Below are 26,211 nucleotides of genomic sequence, written 5' to 3' on the forward strand. Positions count from 1 at the left end.
TTGAAAACAGAACTAGATCAATATATAAAATTTGTCTTAGTTCTGGGGGAAATACAAAAAAACAAACTTATCATAAAATAAGTTTGTTTAAGAAGCAGGTTTATCAACAAAGTCAACGGTCGTAACGATAATGTTTTTTTCTTTTAATTTCTCTTGAGAATGGGAAGGGAGTTTTACGTCCACGATCATTTCATCAACTTGATCTAGAGTAGAGATATGTGAAAACTCTCGGTAACCAAACTTGCTAGAGTCAACCATCAAGAATGTTTTATTCGATCTTTCAATCATTTTTCTTTTTAAGAGAGCTTGCCATTCGTTTGAGTCACTTAATCCACTAGTTAAATCAATACCTTTACAGGAAAGAAAGGCTTTATTAACATGATAATTCTCAAGCGATCGCTCCGCTAGCGGTCCTACATAAGACAAGGATTTTGGAAGCAGGATTCCACCAGTTGAAATCACTTCAATTCGGTCCTTTTTGCTAAGTTCAATCGCAACCTTAATAGAGTTTGTAATGACAGTGAGCGGAATGTTAGGAAGTATTTTGGCCATATACCATGCGGTTGTACTTGCGTCAAGAATAATCCGGTCACCGTTTTCTACTCTTTTTACGGCTTCATGAGCGATTATTTTCTTTTCCAATACATTTGTAATTTCTCGTTCTGAGAAATCTATTTCGCTTTCTTTTTCTTGGACACTCACTGCTCCACCGTGACTTCTTCGTAATTTATTTTCTTTTTCGAGTTTTTCAAGATCACGTCTAATGGTTTCTTCTGTAACAGCAAAAAGCTCACTAAGCTCAGAAACTCGAATGCTTGATCGTAAATTAACTAAATCCACAATTTTTTGTTGTCTTTCGGCTACTAGCATTCATAACGTCCTTTCCTTCAATATCTGTAAAACAAATTACAGAGGAATATGTTGTTTTCTTTTTATTTTGTCTCATCATATCATACTTTTTAATATAAATTCACGCTATAGTTTATGCTTTCTTAGAAGAATGAGCTCTTTTAAAGACGTTCAAAGGCTAGCGAAGGAGAAAAAACATAAAGGAGAAGAGTGAAACAAATATAAATAAAAAAATTAAAAGTTTGTTTTCGTTGAATTGTTTTTTGAATCAAAGTGCGATAATGATGTAAATGTTTTATTAGGGAGGTTTTTTTGTGAGTATTTACTGCAAAACGTGTCATTTTTAAAATTGAAAATCCCTTATTCTTTATAAATGCTACTTTATAGAGGAGATGGAATCTGGTAAGATTTATCATGTAAAGGTCAACATGACCATATTAAAACTAAATTACCATATATATTATAAGTTCCTATCATTTTAGAAAAGAGAGGAGAGCGAAGAGAGCATAGTGATATAGGGTAGAACCTAGCTTGCTAAAGTTTGTTTCTGACTGTAAAGCATAACATATATAGTAGAGACAACAGATAAAAGCAACTTACATCACTTAGTAACAACGGATTACGGCAAATGTGGAGGAAAAATATTGAGATTTCCAGTTGTAAAGGAAGAGAAAACAAAAAACAGCTTCGATGAGACAGCAGCAATAGAATATTTAGATCATCCATATCCAAAAGTACAAGTGACGGCTCTTATCCAAATTGTAAAGGGTAACATATCCAATGCAGAAGTTATTTCTAAACTTATCGAGCTAAGCAAGTATAGAAATGAAGAGATTCACAAAATATTTGGAAAAGATACAATTGGTCACTATAGTATTGCGGCACTTCAAGTATTAAATACATATGAATCAACTAGAGCCTTTGAAGACATAATGAGTGAATTAGAAGAGAGAGAACAAAACATCATTAAAAGAATTGTTCAAAACTTCAATATGTAAGACCGTTTCGTTTCTATTAATATAGAAAATGGAAGTGAAAAAAGCAGTGAGAAGCTTTCGGTTTCTCACTGCTTTTTTAGGTATATTTTAGCTAATACCTTGCCATAAATAGAGAATAATAGAGCTTGAGAGAAGAAGAAAGCCAGATAGTGGCATACCTTGTGCTTCTTGTTTAAGTATCTTTTTTAGATGGTGTGCTTGTTCTGCTTGGTGCTCTCTATAGGAAAGAATAAGAGTGTTTAGCGGTTTGGTAATAATCGTAATATTAGCGTTTTCTCTTTCTATAATCTCTTGTGACTTAGAGAAGTTAACATTGAACATAATATAGCAGTTTCGAACAAATAAGCTTGTTTTCAAAGGAGTATAAATGAGGTAAGCGAGCACTAAGATGACACAGATAATAATGAGTCCTTCAATGATTGAAAGCTGGTGCTGAATCATAGCTAGAGCAGTGAATAGACTGCAAAATGTCCCGACGGCATTGCACGCAATATAAGGAGAGCTAAAGGTCTTACAGCAAATAATGAGAAGTCCTGCTAAAGCAAGTAAAATGATGACAAGATTCATATTCATAAATGACTCCTTCCTATTTATCTTCCTTTATGTGTATCATTACCCTAAATGAGTCCTCTATCTACATTATGTAAAGAGAAATTTTTTATTAAAGAGATAAAATAAGCTGAAAGAGAGAAACTGCCTGTAATAGAAAGACGATTAATAATCATATGTGGAAGAAAGATGCGTAAAATGAGAGAGTTTCTATCAAGTTTGTTTCTTATTACAAACTGACTTGTTTAAGTTGGAGAAAAAGAGAGCAAAGGATGTGTTGCTCTCTCAGATAAATTCACAGTTGTTACACGGATTGAACACTGTTGTTTGCTTTTTTAGCTTTGAAACGGACAAAAATAAACATTGAAAGAAGAAATAGAAAAAGGATAACGCCAACAATCTCAAAGTCTATTTCTGCCCATGGATTGAAGAATGTAAAAGCAAGATAGAAAGAAACGCTGTAGGCGAGTACAACAATGACCCAGCCCATAAGGCGTGAAGCCGCTTGACCAAATTCACTTGAGTCTTTGACCATCTTGTGTACAACAAAAGAATCAATTGTATCTGTAATCATCATGCCAACCATAAAAACTAGACCTAATAATAAGGGAGTATATGAGCTTGAATTGCCCGCAGCTAATGTCCATACAGCTGTTTGACTCACCGTTTCGGCTGCTAGGGCAAAGAGAGCACCAATCAGAATAATAAGAAGCGGATTTGTTGTTCCTTTTGCAAGTTTTGGGATGAATTTCCCTTTTAACCCACTAAGCTGAAATTCTTCCTTACTACCTCTTGTTCGAATTAAATTGTACGTATTTAATGTACCAATTAAAAATAAAGATAAAATAGAGACCCATGAAGCAAAGATGTCAAAGGATGATGGGAACGTAAAGTTACTCATCACCATTCCTAAAACTCCAGCAGTTAATGCGACAACGCCCCCGTGTCCAAACGAAAATAATGTACCAACCCATCTTGAGAAAGGACTTTTCATCCTCCAGTTGTACCTTGTTTGACCATCAATGAAAGCTAAATGGTCTGCATCAAGCCCATGCCTTAATCCTAAAACAAATACAAATGCAAAAAGTGATAAACCTTCCAATTTTGTAGCCTCCTTTAATAAAAAATCCTCAACCATTTCTAGGGTTGAGGGAAATATGTATAACAAATAAGCAGCATAAATAAACAATGCTGAATATGTATACACTACTCTCTTTCCTAGAAGATCCTAGCGTACAGATTAGGTAGGTATCCTGGCTCTGAAATCATCATTTTTTGCCGCCTTCCCTAACAGAGTTGTTAAGTGGCATCTGGCGAAAAACTCCTTCATAACAGTGGCTGGACCGCCCAAGATTTTCACTTGGTTCCCTGTTACCTCCTCCTTTTAAAAAGTAAGAGCCCCTAAACTGCGGGTTAATTATCGTTTTCATATGCTTTTTTTGGTAGTATACCATATTTTTGTAAAAGTTAAATCCTCCAAACGAATCTTTTCTTTTTAAAGGTCTAGCATACTTCTACACTACTGATACTATGGATAGAAAGGAAGAAAGGATGATAATCGATAAAAAACGTCCTCATTATTCAAAGAAATTCAAATTCTTATTAAATAGTTAGAAAACATTCATCACCTTGGTTAACAAGAAATATAAACAGAGTGGAAATCTAATTTACAAATCTCTTCCTTTTTTACCTCATTCCTTTTAATATGAATATAGCGGGATTAAAAAAGGGATGGGATAAAAGTGTCAATTGAATTAGAAAATAAAGTAGAAGTTCAAAAAGCATTGAATTCAGACTGTACAAGCTGTTTTGGTTTATGCTGTGTTGCATTGCCATATGCAAAGTCAGCTGATTTTGCTTTTGATAAAGATGGAGGAACACCTTGCCAGAATTTGCAAGATAACTACTTGTGCGGCATTCATGATAACTTAATGAAGGAAGGCTTTCGCGGTTGTGTTGCTTATGAATGTTTTGGAGCAGGTCAAAAAGTATCTAGAATTATATATAAGAGGAAAGAATGGAAAGAAAATAAACAATATGCTGAACAAATGTTTAGCGTCTATCCGATTGTTCAGCAACTTCACGAAATGCTTTCCTACTTATATGAAGCAATGGGCTATAGGGAAACAAAATTTATTCATGCTGAGCTAAGAGAGATGTTCAGAGAAACGGAAAAGATGACAGAACAATCTCCAGAAGAAATTTTACATATAGATGTTGCAGGGCATAGAGCAAAAGTAAATACACTGCTTTTACAAACAAGTGAATTAGTCCGCCCGCACATCACTCATAAGAAAAAACGAAAGTATAGCAGTGATTATATAGGGGCTAAGCTTAGGAAAGCAAAGCTTAAAGGGGAGAATCTAAGAGGGGCACTCCTTATTGCAGCAGATCTTAGAGAAGCAGATCTTCGTTTTACAGATTTGATTGGAGCAGACTTTAGGGATGCAGATCTTAGCGGGGCAGATTTGACGGGAAGTCTTTTTCTTACTCAAGCACAAGTAAACGCAGCAAAGGGAAATAGTTATACAAAGTTGCCACCGTCATTAAAAATACCAGCTCATTGGCAAAAAGCGTAAGAACTTCTAAAAGTTCTTACGCTTTTTTATTTTAATAGCTTGTAGAGAAGGGGGAAAAGGGGATAGGAGGACTTTTTATATAAAAATGTGACAAGTATTAAAAAAATTTCATAGAGTATAGAAGCTAGAATAGAAATGAGGCATGCTATGGAAAAACGAAATGTTTTTATTGAAATGTTTTTAATTCTTATTACAGCGTGGTGGTCTATGGTTCTAGTAGTAAATGACAAGTTGTTTCATAACCGCCCTGAATTTTTTTATACGTTTCAGGAAATTGGTAATGAAGCAGAGTGGGCAAGTATCTTTATTTTAAGTTTGATTTCCCTCATTCTTGGACTCGTATGGAGAAAAGCGTGGATGCGTAAAATATCACTGCTTTCATCAACGTTTCTGTATGGAATGATGGCAGCGGGATTTATTCTAGCAAAGCAACCCTTAAACACGGGAGTAGGCGTTTATTTTGCAATAGCTCTCCTTGCTTTATGGGGAACAAGAGATGTGAAGGAAGATGAATAAGATTGAGTCATTAACGGAAAGTGTTGCAAAACTTGAAAATCGAATGAGTGAAAAAGATAAAGAAATTACGGCGCTTACGATTCAGAAAGAAACGATTTTATATAAGCTTGAAATCATTCAAAAACAGCTTGATACAATTGAAAACTCTGTGAAAAAAGGAGTTGGCTGGCACAGCTTTTTTGTAGATTTCCTAAAAGTAGCCGCCCAAGTTGCTGCTCTTGTTGCAGCAGGAAAATTTTTTCTTTAGTTCTAAAACTTTATAAAATGTTTATAATTCCCTCCTATACTGACGTTAGGAGGGATTTTCTTATGAAAAATACAATTTTAAATGTCCAAAACGTATCTAAAAAAATGAAAAAACGCTCGTTATTAAAAGGAGTGTCGTTCAGTGTTAAAGGTGGAGACATCTGCGGATTATTAGGGCCAAATGGAGCTGGGAAGACAACGCTTATCCGTATGCTAACAGGCTTGATTAAACCAACAGGGGGTCAAATTTTATTAAATGGAAAAAATATTATGACAGATCGTAAAGAAGCGTTAAAGGAAGTAGGAGCAATCGTTGAGTCGCCCATCTTCTTTCCATATATGACAGGAGGAGAAAATCTTCATAATCTAGCGCGACTTCATATTAGTTCTAAAAGTGAACGTGAAAAAAGAGTATGTGAAGTGCTTGAAATTGTTGGATTAACAGGACGGGAAGATGATAAAGTTCGCACTTATTCGCTTGGCATGAAGCAGCGATTAGGAATTGCGCAAGCTCTTTTAGGAGATCCTGAACTTCTTATATTAGACGAACCAGCAAACGGACTCGATCCCATTGGGGTAAGAGAACTACGCGAGCTTTTATTCAAGCTAAAAGAGGAGTATGGAAAAACGATTTTAATTTCGAGCCACTTGCTTGATGAATTACAGCGCGTTTGTGACCAGATTGTTGTGATTAGAGAAGGCGAATTAATGTGGAACGGAGATTTAAATGAATTTGCATCTGAAAATCAAAACTTAGAAGATGCGTTTGTGGAGTTGGTGTCACGATGAAGGCATTAATTTTAGCGGAATGGGAGCGACTTTTTAAACGGAAATTAACGTGGATTGTGTTAGCGATGGCACCTGCTGGACTACTTGTTGCTGCTTCGTATTTGCAGAAGCAAAACGGGCAGCTAAGTCCTGACTTACCAGAATATACGTTCACAGGAAACTTTGCTGTACTTGGGTTATCTGAGATGTTATTTACCGCATTTAATGCGCTTTTACTTGTTTTTATTACATTGATGATTACAGAAGAATACCGAACAGGACAGCTACGTATGGTGATGATTCGGGCCCGTTCGCTCGGTGAGCTTGTCACAGCTAAAGTGCTCGTTATACTGGTCTTCTTGTTTCTCTTTTTTATCATCTATTTTTTGAGTAGTTATTTGATAGGATTCTTTTTCTTTGATAATCAGGCAAACTATGCTGTTTTCTATCATAACGAGTTGTTTAGCTTTAAAGAAGGCTTAATTTATAATATTGAGTTCTATGGGCTGTCATATATGACGACCGTTGCAATCGGGGCTGTGCTAGTATTTATTGCCGTTATTAGTAAAACAACGACAGCAGCCATTGGAGGAGGAATGGGTTTCTTACTTTTCTCATTCTCTTATCCTTATATGTTAAAAGTATTTAGTGGATTTATTGATCAAGTAACGTTTGCAAAATTCTTTTTCGCATCAATTCCGATGATTCAACATGAAGGTATTACAACGATGATTGCTGAAAAACCACAGTTTGTTTTATGGAATCTAGGAGTGATGGGATTTTATATTTTGTTTTTCAGCACGCTAACATTTTTAACACTTCGAAAAAAAGAAACGTTTTTATAAAAGGAGAGAGCAGAAATGAAACAATTAATTTGTAGTGAACTAGAAAGAACTTTCAAACGGAAAAAGACTATTATTATGCTTGTTGTTTATCTGTTGTTGCTTGGGTTTGAATGTTTGTTTTTATTTGCAATGGGAGGAACCACTTTCTTTGATCCTGAACATGATGTAAAGATGGATTCGCTAAATTCTTCTCCCCTTTATTTACGAGATTTAGCTTTCTTTCTTACATTTATTCTCATTCCAATGCTTGTTGTAGATAGTTTTAACGGGGAATATGCGTCAGGGGCACTGCGCCTTGTATTAATTCGTCCTCAGTCACGTTTACAGCTGTTTTTAGCGAAGTGGTTTATTCAATGTTTTCTGTTTTTCGGTGTGTTAGTTATTACAGGTGTAACCGGGTTTTTGTTTGGGAAAATTGTGATGCCGAATGCAGAACATACGGTATTTTTAGGTGGGCATGATGTAGATGCGATGGGAGCATTTCTCTATACGCTTAAATTTTACGGCATTGCGTTTGCTATTTTTCTCACAATTATTACACTTGCTAGCTTAGTGAGCGTTCTTATGCCAAATGCCATTCTTTCATATGTTGGATTAATCGCTATATTAATTGGGAGTGTCTATGCGTCAGATCAGCTTCTTTTCTTCTTTTCAATGACCGATTCGATTTTTTATCAACTAAGCGGTACAAGTTCAGATAATTTTTTATTCCTTCTATTTCCAATATTGGGACTTAGCATTATAATAAATATAACCGTATGGAAGAAAAAAGAATGGATAGGATGAAGATAAAATGCAAGAAAAAATTCTGCTTGTGGATGATGAGAAAGAAATTATCTCGTTTATGAGAGATGCCTTGGAAGATGAAGGATATGATGTGCTATATGCCTATGATGGAAAAGAGGCGCTCACCAAACTAAAAGAACGGCCAGATCTTATTCTTTTAGATGTGATGATGCCTGAAATGGACGGATTTGAGCTTTGTGAACTTATCCGTAAAAATGTCTCTTGTCCGATTTTGTTTTTAAGTGCAAAACAAACAGAGCAAGATCGGATCAAAGGTCTTTTAGTTGGAGGAGATGACTATTTAATAAAGCCATTTAGCATGAAGGAGCTAAAAATGAGAATTTATGCTCATTTGAGGCGAGAGAAGCGGACGGAAAGCACAGCATATAATCGACTTCATTTTGGCTATTTAACAATTGACTTAGACGGCTATCAAATTTTATATAACAATGAAAAACTTCCATTTACATCAAGAGAGTTTGAGCTTCTGCACTTTCTAGCGCTTCATCCGGGACAAGTGTTCACACGAGAGCAGCTGTATGAAAAAATTTGGGGATATGATGCAGAAGGAGACTCTTCAACAGTGACAGAGCATATAAAAAAAATTCGCGCTAAGCTTTCTAAATATAAAGGATGCAGAGACTATATTTCGACAGTGTGGGGCATTGGCTATAAATGGGCAAGTTGAATAAACGGAAAAAGAGCGCAAGTCTAAGAACCCAGCTCGTGACCTCATTTCATCTTGTCCTCTTATTTAGTATACTTGCGACCATTATTACAGCAGGAGCTATTGTGCTATGTGCTATTATCTTCCTTATTCCGAACGGATTGAACCCTGCTAACTACTATGAGAAAAAAATCCCTGATGTGCTCGCATTTGTTCAAAAACATGAAAGTGATATGACATCCCGAAGTTTTCAAAGCAGACTTGAAAAAGAGATTCCAACAGAAGGGATTGGCTATCAAGTTCTGAATAAAGAAGGAAATGTTGTATACGGTTCAATTGAAAAAACGTATATCGGAAGTAAACGAGATCTTTATTCTAAGCTGAACAGTGATATCCATGATGATACGTATTTTGTTAAACTTTATCCCCTGTTTAATAGAGAAAAAGAAGTGAATGGTGCTGTTTTGTTGCGCTACAAATTAACGCTTGCTTCTTCTAATCCAAATGACCGTTTGTTTATTGTAGGTGCAACGGTTTTATTATTTAGTAGTCCTTTTCTATATTTCTATCTTTTTTCTTATCTGTTTGGACGTCGATTTAGCCGGAAAATTGAGAAACCGTTCAACGAGCTTATTGATGCATCTCATAAAATTCAGCGTAATAACTTGGAGTTTTCGCTACCGAAAGTTCAAGAATCGAGAGAATTAGATCAGCTTGTTCATGCATTTGAAGACATGAGAGTGGCGCTTAAAGAGTCACTAACACGGCAATGGAAGCTTGAAGAAGACCGAAAAGAAATGACAGCAGCGATTGCTCATGATTTAAGAACTCCACTTACGATCATTCATGGTCATACAGAAGGACTTCTTGAAGGAAGTAAAAACAATCCGAAGCGACTTGATGATTATTTACAAACCATTTTTAGAAATACAGTTCGTTCCATTCGCTTACTTGATCAGCTTCGCGATGTTTCCGTCTTAGAGAATGTTACGTTTTCTGTAAAAAAAGAACCAATTAATATTAAAGAATTTGTTGAATCAAAAGGGAGCGAATTTGTACTTTTAAGCAAGAAGAAAGATGTTGATTTTTCTTATACAATCCATGGTGAACAGGAAGTCTTCCATATTGATCCACAGCTTATTGCACAAGCTTTTGATAACGTAATCACAAACTGTATTCGCTACACTCCTCGGGGCGGAAAGATTAGCTGGGATATTACGAGCCACAATGAGACCGTTTTATTTGAAGTGAAAGATAGCGGACCTGGGTTTGCACAAAATCATAACAAAAAGCTGTTTGAGAAGTTTTACCGAGAAGATCAATCAAGAGGTAGTACAGAAGGAAACGCAGGGCTTGGCCTCTATATTGCGCACTCTATTGTTCAAAACCATGGGGGAGAAATTGAGGCTTATAATCAAAAAGAAGGGGGAGCATATATTAAAATAGAGCTTCCGCTTACATAACCGTTTTTCGAGCCGTGTTTGAAATTCTCCTAGTAAGGTTAAAGAAGAAGTATAACTATCTACGAAAATACGAAAGAAAATATAATAGAATACTTCAAAAAAGGGAGGAGGAAAAAATGGTGAAAACGAGACATAATGATTATAAAGAAGAAGAACGGATAAAAAATGAACCTTCAAAAGAATCCGAAGTGAAAGACCGAACAGAGTTAGACAAATTTGAAAGCCAACAAAACGTCGATCATATTCCACTTGAAGAGGTTGAACTAGATCAGAAAGACGAAAAAAGAAAGCATCGTACAAAGGATTCTTCTTCGACAGAGAAGAAGCACAAATAAGAGAAGCGGTTGCTGCATTAGCAGCCGCTTCTTTTATTGTATTAATGTTTGGTTTTTCCATCAATATCACATATGATAAAAACAACAGGAAGCCAAGAGGTGATGGGATGAATGCAAAAGAAAAAGCGCTAGCATTTGCAACCAAAATGCATGGAGAACAAAAAAGAAAAGGAAGTTCCCTTCCATATATTGTTCACCCTATCGAGGTGAGTAAAATATTAGAAGAAGCAAACTTGCCAGAAAGTGTTGTAATCGCGGGTCTTCTTCACGATACGGTTGAAGATACAGAGGCCACATTAGATGACATTAAGGTTCTTTTTGGAAAAGAAGTAGCATTTCTTGTTGGGGCTCATACGGAAGATAAGTCTAAAAGCTGGGAAGAGCGTAAAGCTCATACAATTGCCGTTGCAAAAAGCGGGTCATTACTTGTAAAAGCTCTTATTGCAGCGGATAAATTATCAAATTTACATTCGCTACAAAAAGACTACAAAGAGCAAGGAGAGGAAGTATGGACACACTTTAAACGGGGATACGAAAAGCAAAAATGGTATTATCTGAACGTTGCTCATAATCTTTTTATTGGTTTGAAGGAAGAGGAAGTGCCTGATTTTTTTTACGAGTTTAGAAAAGAATTAGAAACATTTTTTGAAAAGTAAAGAGGAAAGCTTAAGTGAGTTGTTACTATGCTTATTTTTAGAAGCAAAGGAATCTTTATAAAGATTCCTTTTTATATTAAATCTTCAATCTTCAATCAACTCATAAGAGAGTGAAGTAGTGGATATTTTAATTCGCAAAATATAAACGAAATGCAAATAAATAACTAAAAAACCATAGGATATGATACGATAAAAAAACATCCAGAAATTCTAAAATGAAAGCGTTTTATATAAAAATAAAAGGAGAGGTTGCAGTGAAGGCAGATCCAATATTCAAAGGGATTATCCCGCCAATTCCAACTATTTTATATGAAGATGGACGCATTGATGAAAAAGGAATGAAAAACCTAATTGATTTCTTAATTGAATCAAATGTTGATGGACTTTTCTTTTTAGGTTCTGGAGGGGAATTTAGTCAAATGTCAGCAGGGCTAAGAAGAGAAGTAGCGGAGTTTGTGATTCCTTATGTAAACGGTCGTGTTCCCGTTCTGATTGGTACAGGCACGTCAAGCACAATGGAGACGATTTCTTTGAGCGTTCATGCACAAGAAAAGGGAGCTGACGGTATCGTTGTTATTAACCCTTATTATTGGCCCTTAACTGAAGAAGGTCTTTTTGAGCATTATAGTGAAATCGCGCAAAATGTAGATCTCCCCATCATGCTATATAACTTTCCTTCATTAACAGGAACAGATTTATCTCCTGATTTAGTGTTGAAGCTCGCTCAAGCACATCCAAATATCGTTGGAATTAAAGATACGGTTGACGCTGTAGGGCATACAAGAGAACTCATTTTAAAAGTGAAAAAAGAGAAACCTAATTTTGTCGTTTTCTCAGGGTATGATGATCACTTATTTAATACGCTAGCTTTAGGAGGAGATGGCTCAATTCCGCTCTCAGCAAGTTTTGCTCCAGAACTATCTGTTGGAATTTATAGAGCTTTTCAAACAGGAGACTACGAAAAAGCGATTGAGCTTCATCGTCAACTTGCTCCTTTACCGCTTTTATATAAATTAGACTCGCCCTTTATGAATGTTGCCAAAGAAGCTATTCGTTTAAGAGGGATAGAAGTGTCAACAGATGTATTAGCTCCAACCCGCAAGCTTAGCGAAGAGAAGAAAAAAGAGTTGAAATCACTCTTAACAACGTTTCTTGGTGATTCTATTGTGTTATCTTAAGTTTTTTAATAGAGTCACAACAAAGACTCAGAGCTTTTAGCTTTGAGTCTTTGTTGTTTAGGATTTTAATTTTAGAATTCGATACTTAAAGAGGATGGTGATGACAAAGTTAAGAAAAAAGTGGGCGATGATTGGTGATAAAATATTACTTGTTTTCACATATACCCAACCAAATACAAGACTTGGTAATAGAATATTAAAAAGCATAAGAGGCTTTTTAAAATATTGAACATGAAGAGCTAAAAATAGAAGAGAAGTAATAAAAATCCCGACCCAGCTTTCTTCTATATAAAGAAGAAGTAAATTTTGAACAATCCCTCTAAATAAAAGCTCTTCAAACAATGATCCAAAAAGAAAAAGAGAAAGTAGTGCTGATATAGAAGATGTTTGGTATTGCTTATTCTGATTATCAATGTAATGAGAAGGAATAAAAATTGTTAAAAAAATACCGAATAAGATAAGTCCTATCGTTGTTGTAACCGTCATGGTCATAAGTGTAGCGGGGTTATGAAATGATAAAAATTGATCTAGCGTCAAAACATCAAAAATAATTAACAGTGTGATCGCTGCTATGCCCATTAAAGTAAAAGAGGCAAAAACAAAAACAGCGTCTTTTAAATTTAGCTCTTCTTTTTCAATCTTTGAATGATTTTGTACTGTGCTCATATATGACCTGCTTTCTTGATGAATTTTATATATAGTAAAACCTATATCTTCATATTCTAACAGAAAAAGGATGATAAGAGGGTCCAAAGTTTAAGATAGTAAGGATAGATTACAAGATTTTTGTTCAATCTGTTCTAGAAAAAGCTAGTCTGCAAAGCCTAGGTTTCTACACCTTTTCTTAGGCATCTGCAAATTTCTCTCCATAAATTACTTCTTTCAAAAGAGAAACTTCTTCGCCTTCTTCTTCGACTCTTATTAGGAGGCCATACTTGAGATAAGTTTAAGAACATTATAAAGGAATTAATTAACAAAAGTTAAGTTAACTTAACTATAAGAGAGATATTCTTTACTGTCAACTCATTTTTTAAATATCATTTGAATTTAGAGAACAACAAAAAAGGAAAAACCGTATAGAAATGTATATAAATTTCCATAAACTAAGCACAAGGTCTTTTTATATGGTATGCTAATATGCGTTCCTGAAAAATTTGACATTACAATCGAACTACTTTTATAATTGATTAAGTTAACTTAACTAATTGCAGAAGAAATTATTTCTCTAGCATTTTGCTAAAAAGTAATGAAAATAGCGTTATAAAAGGAGCGTAAAAAAGTGTTGTCGGAGTATCAAAAGATTATTAAACAAATGAACGATGCCTTTGAAGAGTTTGGAGTATTAATTGCTAATGAGACGAAAAAAATTGATCAGTTTGACTTAACAATGCAGCAGGATCTCATCTTAGCTTATATAGCTAAGCATTTAAACGTAACGGCAAACGAAATTGCTCATTCGTTCGGTATTACGAAAAGTGCTGTAAGTCAAGTTCTCTCAAAACTTGAACAAAATAAAATGATTATACGAGCGGTCAACCCACAAAATAAGCGAGAATCTTTTATATCATTAGGAGAAAATGGAGAAAAGTATGTCTCTTTGCTCCAAGAATTGGACATAAAGCTTATTAAGAACTATTATTCAAAAGTGAACTTAGATGATTTAACACATATGACACGAACAATGGAAAAAATTAATGAAGTTATTAAAGAAGAAAATGAAACAACTCAGAAAAAAGGTACATTACATAGAGAATAGTACTGGAGGTTTAACTACACTGTGATTTATATACCCAACATGATTACAATCGGAAACTTTATTTGTGGAATTTTAGCTATTCACTCTTTATTATTTCACCACGTTCATTCAGCTGTTATGCTGATTTTTACAGGAATGTTTTTTGATCTTTTTGATGGCTTAGCTGCCCGCAAGCTTAATGTTGTTTCAGAAATCGGCAAAGAGCTGGATTCTTTAGCTGATCTTGTCACATTTAGCGTTGCGCCATCAATGCTTGCCTACAGTGTGTCATTATATGAACTGCCGCTTATCGGTCTTTTATGTGCACTTGCTTTCAATGTTTGTGGAATGCTTCGTCTTGCCCGTTTTAATGCTGAACAAAGCAAACTATCAACATTTATTGGAATGCCTGCTCCATTCGCTGCAATCTGTCTTGTTGTGCTGAGTTCTGTACATAACCCAGTGATTCTAGCCATTGGGACGTGTATTCTTGCTTATCTTATGGTAAGCCGAGTCAAATTCCCACATTTCAAGAGCCAAGCCCCTGAAAACGTGGAGACGCAAGGATGGAACTAGTCGAGCATCTTATTACACACTATGGCTATATTGCTGTTTTTTTGATGCTTACGCTCGGAATTGTTGGTTTACCCATTCCTGATGAAGTATTAATGACGCTCATTGGGTACTTTACACATGTTGGTACGCTCAACTATGAACTTGCTATTGTTATTAGTTTTACAGGTGCTCTATTAGGAATGATGATTAGCTACCTTATTGGAAGGAAAGCAGGTCGTCCTTTTATTGATAAGTATGGAAAGTGGGTTGGTTTGAAAGAAAAACGAATGGATAAAGTGGAAACATGGATGAAGAAATATGGGCCATATTCGCTTATCCTTGGCTACTTTATTCCGGGTGTGCGCCATGTGACATGCTATTTTTCAGGCATTACCCGGATGAATTTAAAAAAATATCTCTTATTTGTAGCCATTGGTGCTTTCTTATGGTGCTTTGTTTTTATTACAATTGGAAGAATTGCCGGTGTTATTCGTTTTTAAGGTGGTTACGGAGTGAAGCGTTCTAAGTTGAAAAACTTAGGGCGCTTTTTTTGTGTGGATTGGTTGAAGGTGTTAACAATATTTTTCTATCAATAGCATTGAGTCTTTAATAATATTAAATTTTTTATAGGTAATATTATCCTTTTTTTAAAAAATATATTAACAAAATTAGGAACGTTGTATATAATTATCTTTATTACATAATTTTAGGAGGTTTATGCATGAAAAAGGTCATTATGGCAGCAGTTCTATCTTTGGCACTCTTTCTATCTTTTATTGGTGTTCAACCATCAAGTGCTAAAGCCCAGTCTGCTCACAATCCAGTTGTGTTTGTACACGGTATTGGAGGGGCTTCTTATAATTTCTTCAGTATTGAAAACTATTTAAGATTGCAAGGATGGGATAGAAGTCAGTTCTATGCCATTGATTTCTACAACAAAGCAGGTTCTAACTCCACAAACGGACCACAGCTTGCAACGTACATTGATCGCGTTCTAAGAGAAACAGGATCAGATAAAGTTGATATTGTAGCTCATAGCATGGGAGGAGCAAATACGCTTTATTACATCAAGTATCTTGGTGGCGGGGACAAAATTGAGAATGTTGTTACTTTAGGTGGAGCTAACGGTCTATCTTCTTCAGTAGCATTGCCAGGTACAGATCCTAACCAAAAAATCTTATATACTTCAATCTACAGTATAAACGATGGAATTGTTCTTCCTAGTCTTTCTCGATTACAAGGAGCAAGAAACATTCAACTTTATGGCATCACTCATATCGGTTTATTGGCAAATAATCAAGTAAACGGATATATTAAAGAAGGATTAAATGGCGGAGGCTTGAACACAAATTAAGCTAATGCTACAACAAAAAACCGCTTCTACTATATTAGTAGAGAGGTTTTTTGTTGTGGCAAAGTATTATTCTGTCATTTTCCGATACTGAACATATGAATAGAGAGTTGGAATAAGAACAACAGCAAGAATAATAGAGATGATCAGAGGAAATAACAGTTGTTCTGGAACAAACGGAGTTACGAAGAATAAGAAACCTCCTAGGATAAACAGTTTTGAACCAAGTCTGTGCGTTTTTCTCCATACTTTCTCATTGCTGAGTGTCCAAGCAGTTCTAATCCCAATAAAAAAGTTAGGTTTTACCGTTTGCATGTAGTTTCCTAAAATAATAAACAAAATACCAACAAGGATAGGAGTAATGGTTGTAACATTTAAGTTATATCCAAGGCTTGCAAGAAGAACGGAAATGTTGAGAAGAAACAAAACCAACATAATAGCAAGCGTAATGATTCGATATGAACGTGAAAATTTTTGATAGTTTTGTTTCCGAGGATCCATTTTAGGGGAGAGAACTAAAACGGCATACAAGAACAGCAAGATTCCATTGTGAGTAAACGCTGCTTGTAGCTTAGGTGCGTAAGAGTTTACAGTTCCATCAACTCCCCACTGCATCGGAATTTGAGAGGGTAGCTTATTGTAGAGGATCACCCAACATAAGATGGAAAGTGACATAATGATAAGAGGGAAGACGTGTTTTTTCATTTCTTTTCATCTCCTTTTTCAACAAAATCAAGGGCCCAGCTCACGAGTTCTTGGAAAACAGTCGCATTTAAAGAATACACAACATACTGACCTTTTTTTTCATCTGAAACAAGGTCAGCATTTTTCAAGATTTTTAAGTGCTGAGAAATGCTAGGCTTTGACATATTAAATTGTTCTGCAATTTCTCCAGCTGTCATATCTTTTTCTTTTAAGAGAGATAAAATTTTACGACGGGTCCCATCAGCGAGAGCTTTAAATGCGTTGTTCATAAGGTGAGTCCTTTCTTCGGTATTTAGTTAATTAAGTATTTACCTAAATACTAAATTAAAAGGAATTCTTTGTCAATAGGCAAAAACCGGTGTCCTTCTATAAAGAATACCGGTTTTTAGTGAAACATTATTCTTCTTTTAATAGCGTGCTGCTTGATACGCGTTCATCAACATTTTTTGAAACGTTTGTTTTATATTCTAAATTGCGATCATAGTCCATTTTAAAAAGGCATGAATATAAAATATCTAAGAGGAGATGAATCGAGTTATTTGTAGAATATGTAGCGATTTTCGAATAAAGTTTTTCACGCGTGGAAATGGACATGGCACAATTTGAGAGCTTTCTTAAGCTGTTTTCTCCAATACTTGTTAGAGAAATAATAGGAGTGCGGTTTCTTTTTAAAATGTTCGCGATTTTTAAGACTTCTTCTGTTTCCCCAGAATAGGAAATTAAGATGGCCGTATGCTGAGGCGTCGAATTGGATGCTACAAATGGCTGCTCTTCAGGTACGTTCATAATGTCAACATGCTTGTTAATACGAAGCATTTTATGTTTGAAATCATACGCCATAATAAGGGAGTTGCTAATCCCATAGATGCTAATATGCTGCGACTTATGAAGAATTTCAACAGCTTTTTGCAGCTCTGTATGTTTTAAAAGGGAGAGCGTATCTTCAATTGATTCTGAGGCAAGGTGCCCAATTTTCGCAGCCACATTTATAAACGTATCATTTGTATCAAATGGATAGTTTGGATCAATGTTAGAAAAGTGCTGATTTAAATAGTGAAGCTCTTCAAGATATTTTTCTTTTAATTCATTCCACCCGCTAAAGCCTAATTTTTTAGACAAGCGAACAGCTGTGGAAGGGGAAGTATAGGTAGCTTTTGCTAAATCTTTTGTTGAGAGACTTTCAATATTTTCTTTCTCCTGGAGAATAAATTTCGCTAATATTTCTTCTGATTTTGATAAAGAGTCCATTGATTCAAGTTTATTCGAAATAATCATTGTGCAACATTCCTTTTATATGTGAAAGTTAATCGTTTTCAAAACGGCATTCCAAAAATATGTGCTTATTATTCATTAAAATTAAAACGGCATTTCAAAGTCACTGTAAGCCATTTCATTAAAAGTAGCGTTGTTCTATTATTAAAGTATAACATTTCACAATTAAAAAAACGGAATCACTTAGAAAAGGATTCGTTTTGTTTTTATAAAGGGAGGAAAACAACATGGCATTCAAAGAAAACTTTTTATGGGGAGGAGCCGTTGCTGCTCATCAAATTGAAGGCGGTTGGAATAAAGGAGGAAAAGGACCAAGCGTTGCTGACGTAATGACAGCAGGTGCGCACGGTGTGCCGCGTGAAATTACGGACGGTATTGTAGAAGGAAAATATTATCCAAACCATGAAGGCATCAACTTTTACGAGAATTATAAAGAAGATATTGCCCTATTTGCGGAGATGGGTTTTAAATGCTTCCGTACTAGTATTGCATGGTCACGTATTTTCCCTAAAGGTGACGAGCTGGAGCCAAATGAAGACGGCTTAAAGTTTTATGACGATTTATTTGATGAACTATTAAAGCACGGGATCGAACCTGTTGTCACATTAAGCCATTTTGAAATGCCGTATCATCTTGCAAAAGAATATGGTGGATGGCGCAGCCGTGACGTAATCGGTTTCTTCGTGCACTATGCAGCAACAGTAATGGAACGTTATAAAGATAAAGTAAAGTATTGGATGACGTTTAATGAAATCAACAACCAAAAGAACACATCAAACCCAATTTTCTTATGGACATGCTCTGGGGTTAAATGTGAAGAAGGCGAAAATCCTGAAGAAGTGATGTACCAAGCTGTTCACCATGAGCTTGTTGCAAGCGCACTTGCTGTGAAAGCAGCTCACAACATTAGCCCTGATCTTCAAGTAGGATGCATGGTGGCAATGGTGCCAATTTATCCGTACTCTTGTAATCCAGATGATATGATGCTGCAAGTCGAATCTATGCATGACCGCTGGCTCTTTGCTGATGTCCATTGCCGCGGACATTATGGGGCTTATGCGTTAAAAGAGTGGGAGAGAAAAGGCTACAACATTAAAATGGAGCCTGGTGACGCAGAAATTCTTGCAGAAGGAACAGTAGACTATATCGGCTTTAGCTATTATATGTCAGACGCTGTGAAAACTGGAGTAAATGAAATTGATCCAACGAATATAGCAGGATCAAGCGCTAGCGTGAAGAACCCTCATGTCAAAGCATCTGACTGGGGTTGGCAGATTGACCCTGTTGGTTTACGCTATTCATTGAATATGCTATATGAAAGATATGAGCTTCCATTATTCATTGTTGAAAATGGGTTTGGTGCCATTGATGTGAAGAATGAAGACGGTACTTGCGATGATGACTATCGCATTGATTATTTAGGAGCACATATTAAAGAAATGAAAAAAGCAGTTGAGCTTGATGGTGTTGACTTAATGGGCTATACTCCGTGGGGGTGTATTGACTTAGTTTCTTTCACAACAGGAGAAATGAAAAAACGCTATGGCTTCATTTACGTTGATCGTGATAACGAAGGAAACGGCACATTAGAACGTTCAAAGAAAAAATCGTTTGATTGGTACAAACAGGTGATTGCAACAAATGGAGAAGAAGTATAAGAAGTAAGTAAAAAAAGTGGATGAAGCCTAATGCTTCATCTACTTTTTTTGTAGGTTGCTTCAGTACTCCTGTCTCTGTATAATAACCGCATGAGATCCTTTCTACAAACGATCTCATGAACGTTTCTAAAGTAAATGATGGAGTGAAAAATATGAAAAAATCAGAGAAATTAGCCTCCTAAAATTAAAAATTATATTTTAGGAGGAATAGTCATGAATTTTCATCAAATTGATATTGAAAATTGGAATAGAAAAGAGCATTTCCATCACTATATGAACGGAGCAAAATGTTCTTTCAATCTAACAGCGAACGTAGATGTAACGGAGTTATTAGCGGCATTAAAAGATAAGAAGATTAAATTTTATCCTGCGTTTATTTATATGGTGACACGAATCGTCAACAAGCATAGAGAATTTAGAACCACTTTTAATGAAAAAGGAATTCTCGGGTATTGGGATGAAGTTGTCCCGAATTATACTGTTTTCCATAAAGATGAGCGGACTTTTTCGGCACTTTGGACTGATTATTCTTCGGACTTCTCCACTTTTTATAAAAGGTATGAGTCTGACCTGAATGTATTCGGTCATCAAAAAGGATTATGGATAAAAGAAAATGTCCCGCCCCATACGTTCTCAATCTCTTCAATCCCGTGGGTGAACTTTTCATCGTTTGAATTAAACTTATTTAATGGGGAAGATTATCTTCTGCCTATTATTACATGTGGAAAATATGCTTCTAACGGCAATCAAACATTACTGCCTATCTCAATACGAGTTCATCATGCTGTGTGTGATGGTTACCATGTAGGTCTTTTTCTACATGATTTACAGCAACTTATTGATGATTATCTCGATTGGTTAGCCTAGAAAACTAGAAAAGGCAAGATGAAAAAGCATCCATTACCTAATGGATGCTTTTTTGTTTTCTTAAGAATTCCACACTTCCTGTAGCGTATTTTTAAATACAGCATTCAGCTTAGGTGTAGGATTCTCAACTTTCAAATCCAAGCTTTTCGCATATGCTTCTAAACGCTCTAATTCATAAGATAGAAAATCATTAATAATGTGAATTTTAGGCTCTAAATCAAGCTCATCTCCAGCCATCTTCCGCTGAAGAAGAACGGTGATTTCATCTTTAATTTCACTCTCTGGTACTACTCCATCTAACAACTCTTGAAATTCTAACGGAGGAAACTCGTTAAATTGTTCAATCCATCGTGACGCAAGAACGGGGCGGAGGACGTAAAAGTATTTTTTGATTTTTATTGTATCTCCTTGTAGAAATTCCTTAAAATTCTTTCTTGCCATATTTAAATAGTGATAGATCGCTGACGTTGGAAGGAAAATCTCGTTTACTAGCTCACGAATTTGATTCATTGTAGAGAACTTTTCGTAATAAACAATTCCTGAGTTTATCCATTCTAAAAGAGGTGGATTTCCTTTGCGAAATAGCTTGAGCGCTTTTGTAAGCTCCCAGCCGACAACGTCTAATTTATCATTAATAGGAAGCTCAATAACGTCTCGTCTTTTGCCAACGCCCATTGGATCAATCACTAAATAATCATGGGGGGTATGAACATAAATAAATCTGACGTCAAAGTCGCTATCTTTAGAAGGAAAACCCCACGCTCTGCTGCCAGATTCACAAGCATAGAGCACTTTTACATTGTAATTCTTTTCAATTTCTTTAAGTGTTTCGCTAATGGTTGTTTCCACTGTCATTTTTTAAGCTCCATTCTATCCTTAAACTACCTCCATTATATACCAAGTAAAGGAGTTTTCGCTAAAAGGAATTGCTTATTTCTGCTATACTAGGGTATGATTAAATATCACATGACATTTTGCAGTAGGAGTGGTTTTTATCGATATTTTAGGCTGGATTGTTGTTAGTCTTGTATTTATAGTCGCATATGTAGGGTTAATTTATCCGATTATCCCAAGCGTCTTGTTTATTATAGCTGGGTATCTTTTATATGGTCTGTTTTTCAGCTTTGAACAGTTTTCGATTCTCTTTTGGGTTATTCAAGCGATGTTCGTTATCTTGCTTTTTGTTGCCGATTACTTTTCCAACTTAGTTGGAGTTAAGCGCTATGGCGGTTCAAAAGCAGGGATATGGGGAAGTACGATTGGTCTTCTCGTTGGACCATTTGTGATTCCTGTTGTCGGTATTGTTGCTGGACCGTTTTTAGGAGCGGTCATTGCAGAACTTCTCGTACATAGAAAAAGCATAGGAGAGGCAATGAAGGTAGGGTATGGTTCCCTTATCGGATTTTTAAGCAGCATTGTTGTGAAAGGTGCTCTCCAGACGATTATGATTGTGTATTTTATCTTTCAAGTACAGTGAAGACAACTCGGTAAAGAGTTGTCTTTTTATTTGTGCTAGAAAAGGGGAGAAGGGTTGTATTACAATAGAGATAGAGAACCTTGCATCTTAGACTGTAAAAACTTCCTTACTACAATAAAGCAAACATGCAAGGAGGATAAAAATGAAAACGTATTCAAAGTTTAGTATGCCGGAGTCTGTTTTTTATGGAAAAGACGCTTTAAAGCAGCTTGGAGACGAAGTTGCTACATATGGGAAGAAGGCGCTTTTGATTAGTGATCGGATTATGGAGAAAATTGGTCATGTCGGAAAATGCACGGATTTATTAGAAATGGCAAACGTTACGTACTCTTCTTACTTAGATGTGAATTCAGAGCCAACAGACTCTCATGTGAAAGAAGCCCTTGATATTTGTGTGAAAGAAAAATGCGATGTTGTAATTGCCATTGGTGGAGGAAGCTGCATTGACGCCGCTAAAGCCGTTGCTGTTCTTGCCACAAACGGGGGAGGAATTAACGACTATCTTCACAGCACCTCTGCTCTTACAAAAGAACCGCTCCCACTTATCACCATTCCAACAACAGCTGGCACAGGTTCAGAAGTTACAAACGTAACGGTTATTACAAATACAAAAGAAGATATTAAAATGATGATTAAACATCCTGCCTTTCTTCCAAAAGTCGCCATTGTTGATCCAGTCTTAACCCTATCTACACCATCTTCTGTTACAGCTGCAACAGGCATAGACGCCCTTTGTCATGCGATGGAAGCGTATCTTTCCAAGCGGTCACAGCCACTGACTGATAACTTAGCTCTTTCAGCCATTGAAGATATTTTAACGTATATTAAAAGAGCCTATGACAATGGAGAAGACATGGAAGCGCGCGAGAAAATGGCAACAGCGTCAATGAAAGCAGGTCTTGCTTTTACAAATGCCTCTGTAACGCTTGTTCACGGCATGTCTCGTCCTATTGGTGCCCTGTTCCATGTTCCGCATGGAATCTCAAATGCGATGCTGCTTCCCGCTGTATTAGAATTTACTAAAGAAGAGGCAACAGAGAAACTAGCCGTGATTGGCCGTCTTCTTTATCCAGAATCAAAAGCATTTGAAGATGAGCGACTAGCAGATTTAGTGATTCATAAAATCAAATTACTTTGCTCTGAGCTAAACATTCCGAATATGAAGAAATGGGGCATTGATAAAGAAGAGTTCCAACAAGTTGTAGATAAAATGGCGACGGATGCGTTAGCAAGCGGAAGTCCAGGGAATAATCCAAAAGTGCCGTCACATGAAGAGATTATAGAGCTTTATTATACGTGCTATGAGTATGATTTTTCGGTGAGTGAAGAGATGTTGAAGTCTTGAATATAAAAAAAGCAAGGAAGTGCAGCTTCCTTGCTTTTCATTTTGTCCAGTATGTAACTGTTGACTACGTTAACCGTATGATTATGTAAATGGATATATTGGCTGGCGTTATTCTGAGCTTTATTCTCTTTATCCCCCTGTATGCTGTTCTTATTTGGAGATACTTCGATCCAGAAGAAAGCTTATTATTCAGGAAAAGATGGATGTATCAAGAAAATCCTGAGCCAACACCCGCTGCTATTCGCTATATTAAAGTCATGGCGTTCATAGGAATAGTAGGCTTGACATTAGTATTTATTTTCCTATTTATCAAATTTATCTAAAAAGATAACCACATTTTTAGTAAACTAGAAAGATAGACTGATTTACATGAAAGGAGTCAAACACAATGCCTCATAAAAAAGAAGATGAAGTAAATTTACTCAACCTTATCCGTATTGCAACAAACGCGGGAACTGAAATTTTAGGTGTATATGATTCAGAAGACATTGCCCTAGAAACAAAAGCTGACGACTCACCGCTAACCTTAGCGGATAAAAAATCACATGAAGTAATAGTAGCTTCTCTTCAAAAAGAGTATCCAACAATTCCACTCCTAAGTGAAGAAGGTACACACCTTCCTTATCACGAACGAAAAGAATGGGATTACTTTTGGGTAGTCGACCCGCTAGACGGAACGAAAGAATTTGTTAAACGAAACGGAGAGTTTACCGTTAATATTGCGCTTGTACATAAAAATATTCCGCTCATTGGAGTTATTTACGTGCCGGTTTGGGATACGGTTTATTTTGCGAAGAAAGGGCTTGGTGCTTATAAGCTAGAAAACTGTAAAGAAGTGCTCGCAAAAGAAGCGGAATCTTTCCAAGAAAAAGCGGAAAAGTTACCGTTAGTACAAGAGAGAAAGAGCTTAAATATAGTTGCTAGCCGCTCACATATGTCAGAAGATACAAAACAATTTGTAAAAGAACTAGAAAAAGAAGCAGAAGAAGTGAATATTGTTTCTGCCGGAAGTTCCTTAAAGTTCTGCTTAGTTGCAGAAGGAAAAGCAGACGTTTATCCACGTTTTGCTCCAACAATGGAATGGGATACAGCTGCAGGACATGCGATTGTCGAAGAAGCAGGCGGAAGAGTTACAAAACAAGATGGAACACCGCTCTTGTATAATAAAGAGGAGTTAGTTAATCCTTGGTTTGTTGTGGAGAGAACAAAAGAGAAGGTTGTTGTTAAATAGGTAGATATAAAAGGAGAAACCAGATGAAAATTTGTGGTTTCTCCTTGTTCTTTTATATTAGTGCGTGCACTTTATAATCATCAACTAAGCGTAATGTTGCTAAAGAAAGTTGCTTCAATTATGATAGAGTTACAAAAAGCAGTGGTCCCTGTCCTGCTTTTTATTTCTTCTCCATTGAAGGCCTTACTTGGCTAATAAGAAACGAAGAGAAGGAAACTTTAAAAGGAACTAAAGGTGATAAAATGTTAGATTTACAAAATTATTTTAGTGTATTTGATAAATACGCTCATGACTTTTTAGGAATGGATGAAGAGAATCAACTTCAATTTGAGTTGATTTTATCTAGTGAATATATGACAAGTCAGTCTGCTGAATTTAATTCTGAGTTAAAACCAGTAGAAGTTGTTATTCCATACATAGTAGATAGCAGATATAGATATATTCTGCAGGAATCCTATAGCTTAATGTATATTGATGATGAAGAAAAAGAGAAGCCTACTTCCTGTCCAATCTGTTCGTGTGAAGCTCATCTGATGACAAAAGTAGAAGAAGAGGATGAGGAAGCGGTTATCTATGCTCATAGCTGTGATTTTTCTCCTGAATCTATCATGAATGTAATCCAAGAAGTGAAAGAAGATGAAGTCTTACAAGAAAGTGAAGACATTCTTCAAGGCTTGCAATTAGAATATAACGAACAAGGACAAGTTGGATTCAGTTTCAACGGTGCCCAGTACGTAGCCGTCGAAGAAGGGGTATTTCATTACCACTTTTCTGCTGCCGAAATTCATTGCTATTTCTGCAGTAAAGGGGAACCTGTGGAAGAGATTGAAGGAGGACAAGGAGTTATCCAACTCTGTCCTGTTTTAACTAAACATCGGGATAAAATTCTTAAGATGTTGAATGTCTGAATTATAAAATTAGGAAAATGAGTATTTAGGTTAAGTACCAAAAGTTAAAGATGTTTGAACTTTGTTTGAAAAGTGTGATCGAGCATCTCTTCATAATTCTATTTAAAGATGATAAACAAGGGAACCAGAGACCAGAACATCATTTCATCTCTGGTTCTTTTATGTTGAATTAGGGCGTTAACATTACAATTTTTAAAATTACAGGAGAGTTACTATGTCAAAATATACATATAGATTTGAAGAGAAAGGTGAACGCATCATTATCGACTTATCCCAAAGTTATTTAGAAAATAGCTTTCTTATTGAAATTTCATTGGGATCAGATATTTTAGCAAACTTTAATGATATTGAAGAGAAGTTTATTGCTTATTTAAAAGTCCTAACAGGAGAAGAAGAGATGTACAAAGGAGGAGGTAATACAAATATAATTCGAGCATATGAGAATTTTACTTTATTCGAAAGCTTATTTTCTGATGGGGAAGAGGAAATTATTTGTGCAATAGAAACGATAGAGTTTATGAAGTTACTATTAGCTTGGGCTCAGGAGGTTTTTAAGTGTGATAGGAAATATGAAAGGATAAGTGAGGAACAGTTAGAAGAGCATATGTTATGGCTGAAAGGAGCAGAAGCAAAAGTCAACAAACTAACAAACTCTTTAGAACAGGAGTGAAT

32 protein-coding genes and 1 riboswitch are annotated in these 26,211 nt (G+C 35.9%); of the genes, 24 read left to right on the forward strand and 8 right to left on the reverse strand.

Translation table 11 applies throughout. The features are described 5' to 3' along the window. Window positions 1-87 precede the first annotated feature (87 nt). Window positions 88-870, reverse strand: a complete 783-nt coding sequence (locus ACK3CR_RS00255; RefSeq protein WP_243510146.1) for a DeoR/GlpR family DNA-binding transcription regulator — start codon at window positions 868-870, stop codon at window positions 88-90. Between the two features lie 623 nt (window positions 871-1,493). Here ACK3CR_RS00255 and ACK3CR_RS00260 point away from each other — a divergent pair. After that, window positions 1,494-1,847 (forward strand): hypothetical protein, encoded by a 354-nt coding sequence (locus ACK3CR_RS00260; protein ID WP_243510145.1) that lies wholly within the window; start codon window positions 1,494-1,496, stop codon window positions 1,845-1,847. A gap of 87 nt (window positions 1,848-1,934) precedes the next feature. Here the strand turns inward: ACK3CR_RS00260 and ACK3CR_RS00265 are convergent, their stop codons facing one another. Both ACK3CR_RS00265 and ACK3CR_RS00270 read right to left on the reverse strand, forming a co-directional pair. Beyond that, window positions 1,935-2,420: a hypothetical protein gene (locus tag ACK3CR_RS00265; RefSeq protein WP_243510143.1), complete on the reverse strand. Its 486-nt coding sequence runs from the start codon at window positions 2,418-2,420 to the stop codon at window positions 1,935-1,937. A 280-nt stretch (window positions 2,421-2,700) separates the two neighbouring features. Beyond that, entirely contained in the window at window positions 2,701-3,498 is a 798-nt protein-coding gene (locus ACK3CR_RS00270; RefSeq protein ID WP_410915057.1) for a HoxN/HupN/NixA family nickel/cobalt transporter, read from the reverse strand. A gap of 124 nt (window positions 3,499-3,622) precedes the next feature. Then, window positions 3,623-3,816, reverse strand: a riboswitch (cobalamin riboswitch). Window positions 3,817-4,138: 322 nt separating this feature from the next. On the opposite strand from ACK3CR_RS00270, the gene ACK3CR_RS00275 reads away from it, so the two are divergent. The 11 genes from ACK3CR_RS00275 (at window position 4,139) to ACK3CR_RS00325 (ending at window position 12,435) form a co-directional block, all read left to right on the forward strand. Next, entirely contained in the window at window positions 4,139-4,975 is an 837-nt protein-coding gene (locus ACK3CR_RS00275) for a pentapeptide repeat-containing protein (RefSeq protein WP_328123975.1), read from the forward strand. A gap of 147 nt (window positions 4,976-5,122) precedes the next feature. Beyond that, a complete protein-coding gene (locus ACK3CR_RS00280; RefSeq protein WP_243510136.1) occupies window positions 5,123-5,491 on the forward strand; it encodes a hypothetical protein in 369 nt (122 codons plus the stop codon). Then, a complete protein-coding gene (locus ACK3CR_RS00285; protein WP_243510135.1) occupies window positions 5,484-5,738 on the forward strand; it encodes a hypothetical protein in 255 nt (84 codons plus the stop codon). Before ACK3CR_RS00280 ends, ACK3CR_RS00285 begins: the two co-directional genes overlap by 8 nt. Before the next feature lie 62 nt (window positions 5,739-5,800). Next, the gene (locus ACK3CR_RS00290) at window positions 5,801-6,526 is read left to right on the forward strand and encodes an ABC transporter ATP-binding protein (RefSeq protein WP_328123976.1); all 726 of its coding nucleotides are present in this window, start codon (window positions 5,801-5,803) and stop codon (window positions 6,524-6,526) included. Continuing rightward, window positions 6,523-7,350: a DUF2705 family protein gene (locus ACK3CR_RS00295; protein WP_243510129.1), complete on the forward strand. Its 828-nt coding sequence runs from the start codon at window positions 6,523-6,525 to the stop codon at window positions 7,348-7,350. The genes ACK3CR_RS00290 and ACK3CR_RS00295 overlap by 4 nt, the downstream gene beginning before the upstream one ends. Before the next feature lie 15 nt (window positions 7,351-7,365). Beyond that, a complete protein-coding gene (locus ACK3CR_RS00300; RefSeq protein WP_488974516.1) occupies window positions 7,366-8,136 on the forward strand; it encodes an ABC transporter permease in 771 nt (256 codons plus the stop codon). A gap of 7 nt (window positions 8,137-8,143) precedes the next feature. Further along, on the forward strand, window positions 8,144-8,824 hold the full coding sequence (locus tag ACK3CR_RS00305; protein ID WP_488974517.1) for a response regulator transcription factor: 681 nt from the start codon (window positions 8,144-8,146) through the stop codon (window positions 8,822-8,824). Then, a complete protein-coding gene (locus ACK3CR_RS00310) occupies window positions 8,812-10,266 on the forward strand; it encodes a sensor histidine kinase (RefSeq protein WP_488974518.1) in 1,455 nt (484 codons plus the stop codon). Before ACK3CR_RS00305 ends, ACK3CR_RS00310 begins: the two co-directional genes overlap by 13 nt. Window positions 10,267-10,382: 116 nt before the next feature. Then, complete coding sequence (locus ACK3CR_RS00315; protein ID WP_328123980.1) at window positions 10,383-10,601, forward strand: hypothetical protein; 219 nt, start codon at window positions 10,383-10,385, stop codon at window positions 10,599-10,601. Window positions 10,602-10,708: 107 nt separating this feature from the next. Further along, window positions 10,709-11,257, forward strand: a complete 549-nt coding sequence (locus ACK3CR_RS00320; protein WP_488974519.1) for an HD domain-containing protein — start codon at window positions 10,709-10,711, stop codon at window positions 11,255-11,257. Window positions 11,258-11,511: 254 nt separating this feature from the next. After that, a complete protein-coding gene (locus tag ACK3CR_RS00325) occupies window positions 11,512-12,435 on the forward strand; it encodes a dihydrodipicolinate synthase family protein (protein WP_488974520.1) in 924 nt (307 codons plus the stop codon). A 57-nt stretch (window positions 12,436-12,492) separates the two neighbouring features. On the opposite strand, the gene ACK3CR_RS00330 is transcribed toward ACK3CR_RS00325, so the two are convergent. After that, window positions 12,493-13,101, reverse strand: coding sequence for a CPBP family intramembrane glutamic endopeptidase (locus tag ACK3CR_RS00330; RefSeq protein ID WP_488974521.1), 609 nt, complete (start codon window positions 13,099-13,101; stop codon window positions 12,493-12,495). A 613-nt stretch (window positions 13,102-13,714) separates the two neighbouring features. Here ACK3CR_RS00330 and ACK3CR_RS00335 point away from each other — a divergent pair. From ACK3CR_RS00335 to ACK3CR_RS00350, 4 genes are all read left to right on the forward strand, one after another. Continuing rightward, entirely contained in the window at window positions 13,715-14,191 is a 477-nt protein-coding gene (locus tag ACK3CR_RS00335; protein WP_243510111.1) for a MarR family winged helix-turn-helix transcriptional regulator, read from the forward strand. A gap of 21 nt (window positions 14,192-14,212) precedes the next feature. Then, window positions 14,213-14,746, forward strand: coding sequence for a CDP-diacylglycerol--serine O-phosphatidyltransferase (gene pssA / locus ACK3CR_RS00340; RefSeq protein ID WP_488974522.1), 534 nt, complete (start codon window positions 14,213-14,215; stop codon window positions 14,744-14,746). After that, window positions 14,737-15,225, forward strand: a complete 489-nt coding sequence (locus ACK3CR_RS00345) for a DedA family protein (RefSeq protein ID WP_480380721.1) — start codon at window positions 14,737-14,739, stop codon at window positions 15,223-15,225. The genes pssA and ACK3CR_RS00345 overlap by 10 nt, the downstream gene beginning before the upstream one ends. A 221-nt stretch (window positions 15,226-15,446) precedes the next feature. Further along, a complete protein-coding gene (locus tag ACK3CR_RS00350) occupies window positions 15,447-16,079 on the forward strand; it encodes an esterase/lipase family protein (protein WP_488974523.1) in 633 nt (210 codons plus the stop codon). Window positions 16,080-16,145: 66 nt separating this feature from the next. Here the strand turns inward: ACK3CR_RS00350 and ACK3CR_RS00355 are convergent, their stop codons facing one another. The 3 genes from ACK3CR_RS00355 to ACK3CR_RS00365 form a co-directional block, all read right to left on the reverse strand. After that, a complete protein-coding gene (locus tag ACK3CR_RS00355; RefSeq protein WP_488974524.1) occupies window positions 16,146-16,781 on the reverse strand; it encodes an SdpI family protein in 636 nt (211 codons plus the stop codon). Then, window positions 16,778-17,050 (reverse strand): autorepressor SdpR family transcription factor, encoded by a 273-nt coding sequence (locus tag ACK3CR_RS00360; RefSeq protein ID WP_243510100.1) that lies wholly within the window; start codon window positions 17,048-17,050, stop codon window positions 16,778-16,780. The genes ACK3CR_RS00355 and ACK3CR_RS00360 overlap by 4 nt, the downstream gene beginning before the upstream one ends. A 127-nt stretch (window positions 17,051-17,177) precedes the next feature. Next, window positions 17,178-18,056, reverse strand: coding sequence for a MurR/RpiR family transcriptional regulator (locus tag ACK3CR_RS00365; RefSeq protein ID WP_488974525.1), 879 nt, complete (start codon window positions 18,054-18,056; stop codon window positions 17,178-17,180). Between the two features lie 224 nt (window positions 18,057-18,280). Here ACK3CR_RS00365 and ACK3CR_RS00370 point away from each other — a divergent pair, with 224 nt between their 5' ends. Further along, entirely contained in the window at window positions 18,281-19,711 is a 1,431-nt protein-coding gene (locus ACK3CR_RS00370; RefSeq protein WP_488974526.1) for a 6-phospho-beta-glucosidase, read from the forward strand. A 213-nt stretch (window positions 19,712-19,924) separates the two neighbouring features. Further along, window positions 19,925-20,578: a type A chloramphenicol O-acetyltransferase gene (catA, locus tag ACK3CR_RS00375; RefSeq protein WP_488974527.1), complete on the forward strand. Its 654-nt coding sequence runs from the start codon at window positions 19,925-19,927 to the stop codon at window positions 20,576-20,578. A gap of 60 nt (window positions 20,579-20,638) precedes the next feature. Here the strand turns inward: catA and ACK3CR_RS00380 are convergent, their stop codons facing one another. Then, window positions 20,639-21,433 (reverse strand): nucleotidyltransferase domain-containing protein, encoded by a 795-nt coding sequence (locus tag ACK3CR_RS00380; RefSeq protein ID WP_488974528.1) that lies wholly within the window; start codon window positions 21,431-21,433, stop codon window positions 20,639-20,641. Window positions 21,434-21,572: 139 nt separating this feature from the next. On the opposite strand from ACK3CR_RS00380, the gene ACK3CR_RS00385 reads away from it, so the two are divergent. From ACK3CR_RS00385 to ACK3CR_RS00410, 6 genes are all read left to right on the forward strand, one after another. Then, window positions 21,573-22,055, forward strand: coding sequence for a DUF456 domain-containing protein (locus ACK3CR_RS00385; protein WP_430111346.1), 483 nt, complete (start codon window positions 21,573-21,575; stop codon window positions 22,053-22,055). A gap of 142 nt (window positions 22,056-22,197) precedes the next feature. After that, a complete protein-coding gene (locus tag ACK3CR_RS00390; RefSeq protein ID WP_488974529.1) occupies window positions 22,198-23,400 on the forward strand; it encodes an iron-containing alcohol dehydrogenase in 1,203 nt (400 codons plus the stop codon). Between the two features lie 89 nt (window positions 23,401-23,489). Continuing rightward, complete coding sequence (locus tag ACK3CR_RS00395) at window positions 23,490-23,723, forward strand: DUF6199 family natural product biosynthesis protein (RefSeq protein ID WP_488974530.1); 234 nt, start codon at window positions 23,490-23,492, stop codon at window positions 23,721-23,723. A gap of 65 nt (window positions 23,724-23,788) precedes the next feature. Beyond that, on the forward strand, window positions 23,789-24,631 hold the full coding sequence (gene cysQ / locus ACK3CR_RS00400; RefSeq protein WP_488974531.1) for a 3'(2'),5'-bisphosphate nucleotidase CysQ: 843 nt from the start codon (window positions 23,789-23,791) through the stop codon (window positions 24,629-24,631). A gap of 242 nt (window positions 24,632-24,873) precedes the next feature. After that, window positions 24,874-25,539, forward strand: a complete 666-nt coding sequence (locus ACK3CR_RS00405; protein ID WP_488974532.1) for a hypothetical protein — start codon at window positions 24,874-24,876, stop codon at window positions 25,537-25,539. A gap of 214 nt (window positions 25,540-25,753) precedes the next feature. Beyond that, window positions 25,754-26,209, forward strand: coding sequence for a hypothetical protein (locus ACK3CR_RS00410; RefSeq protein WP_488974533.1), 456 nt, complete (start codon window positions 25,754-25,756; stop codon window positions 26,207-26,209). The last annotated feature ends 2 nt before the right edge of the window (window positions 26,210-26,211 follow it).

Source organism: Priestia sp. TRM10 (assembly GCF_057808375.1).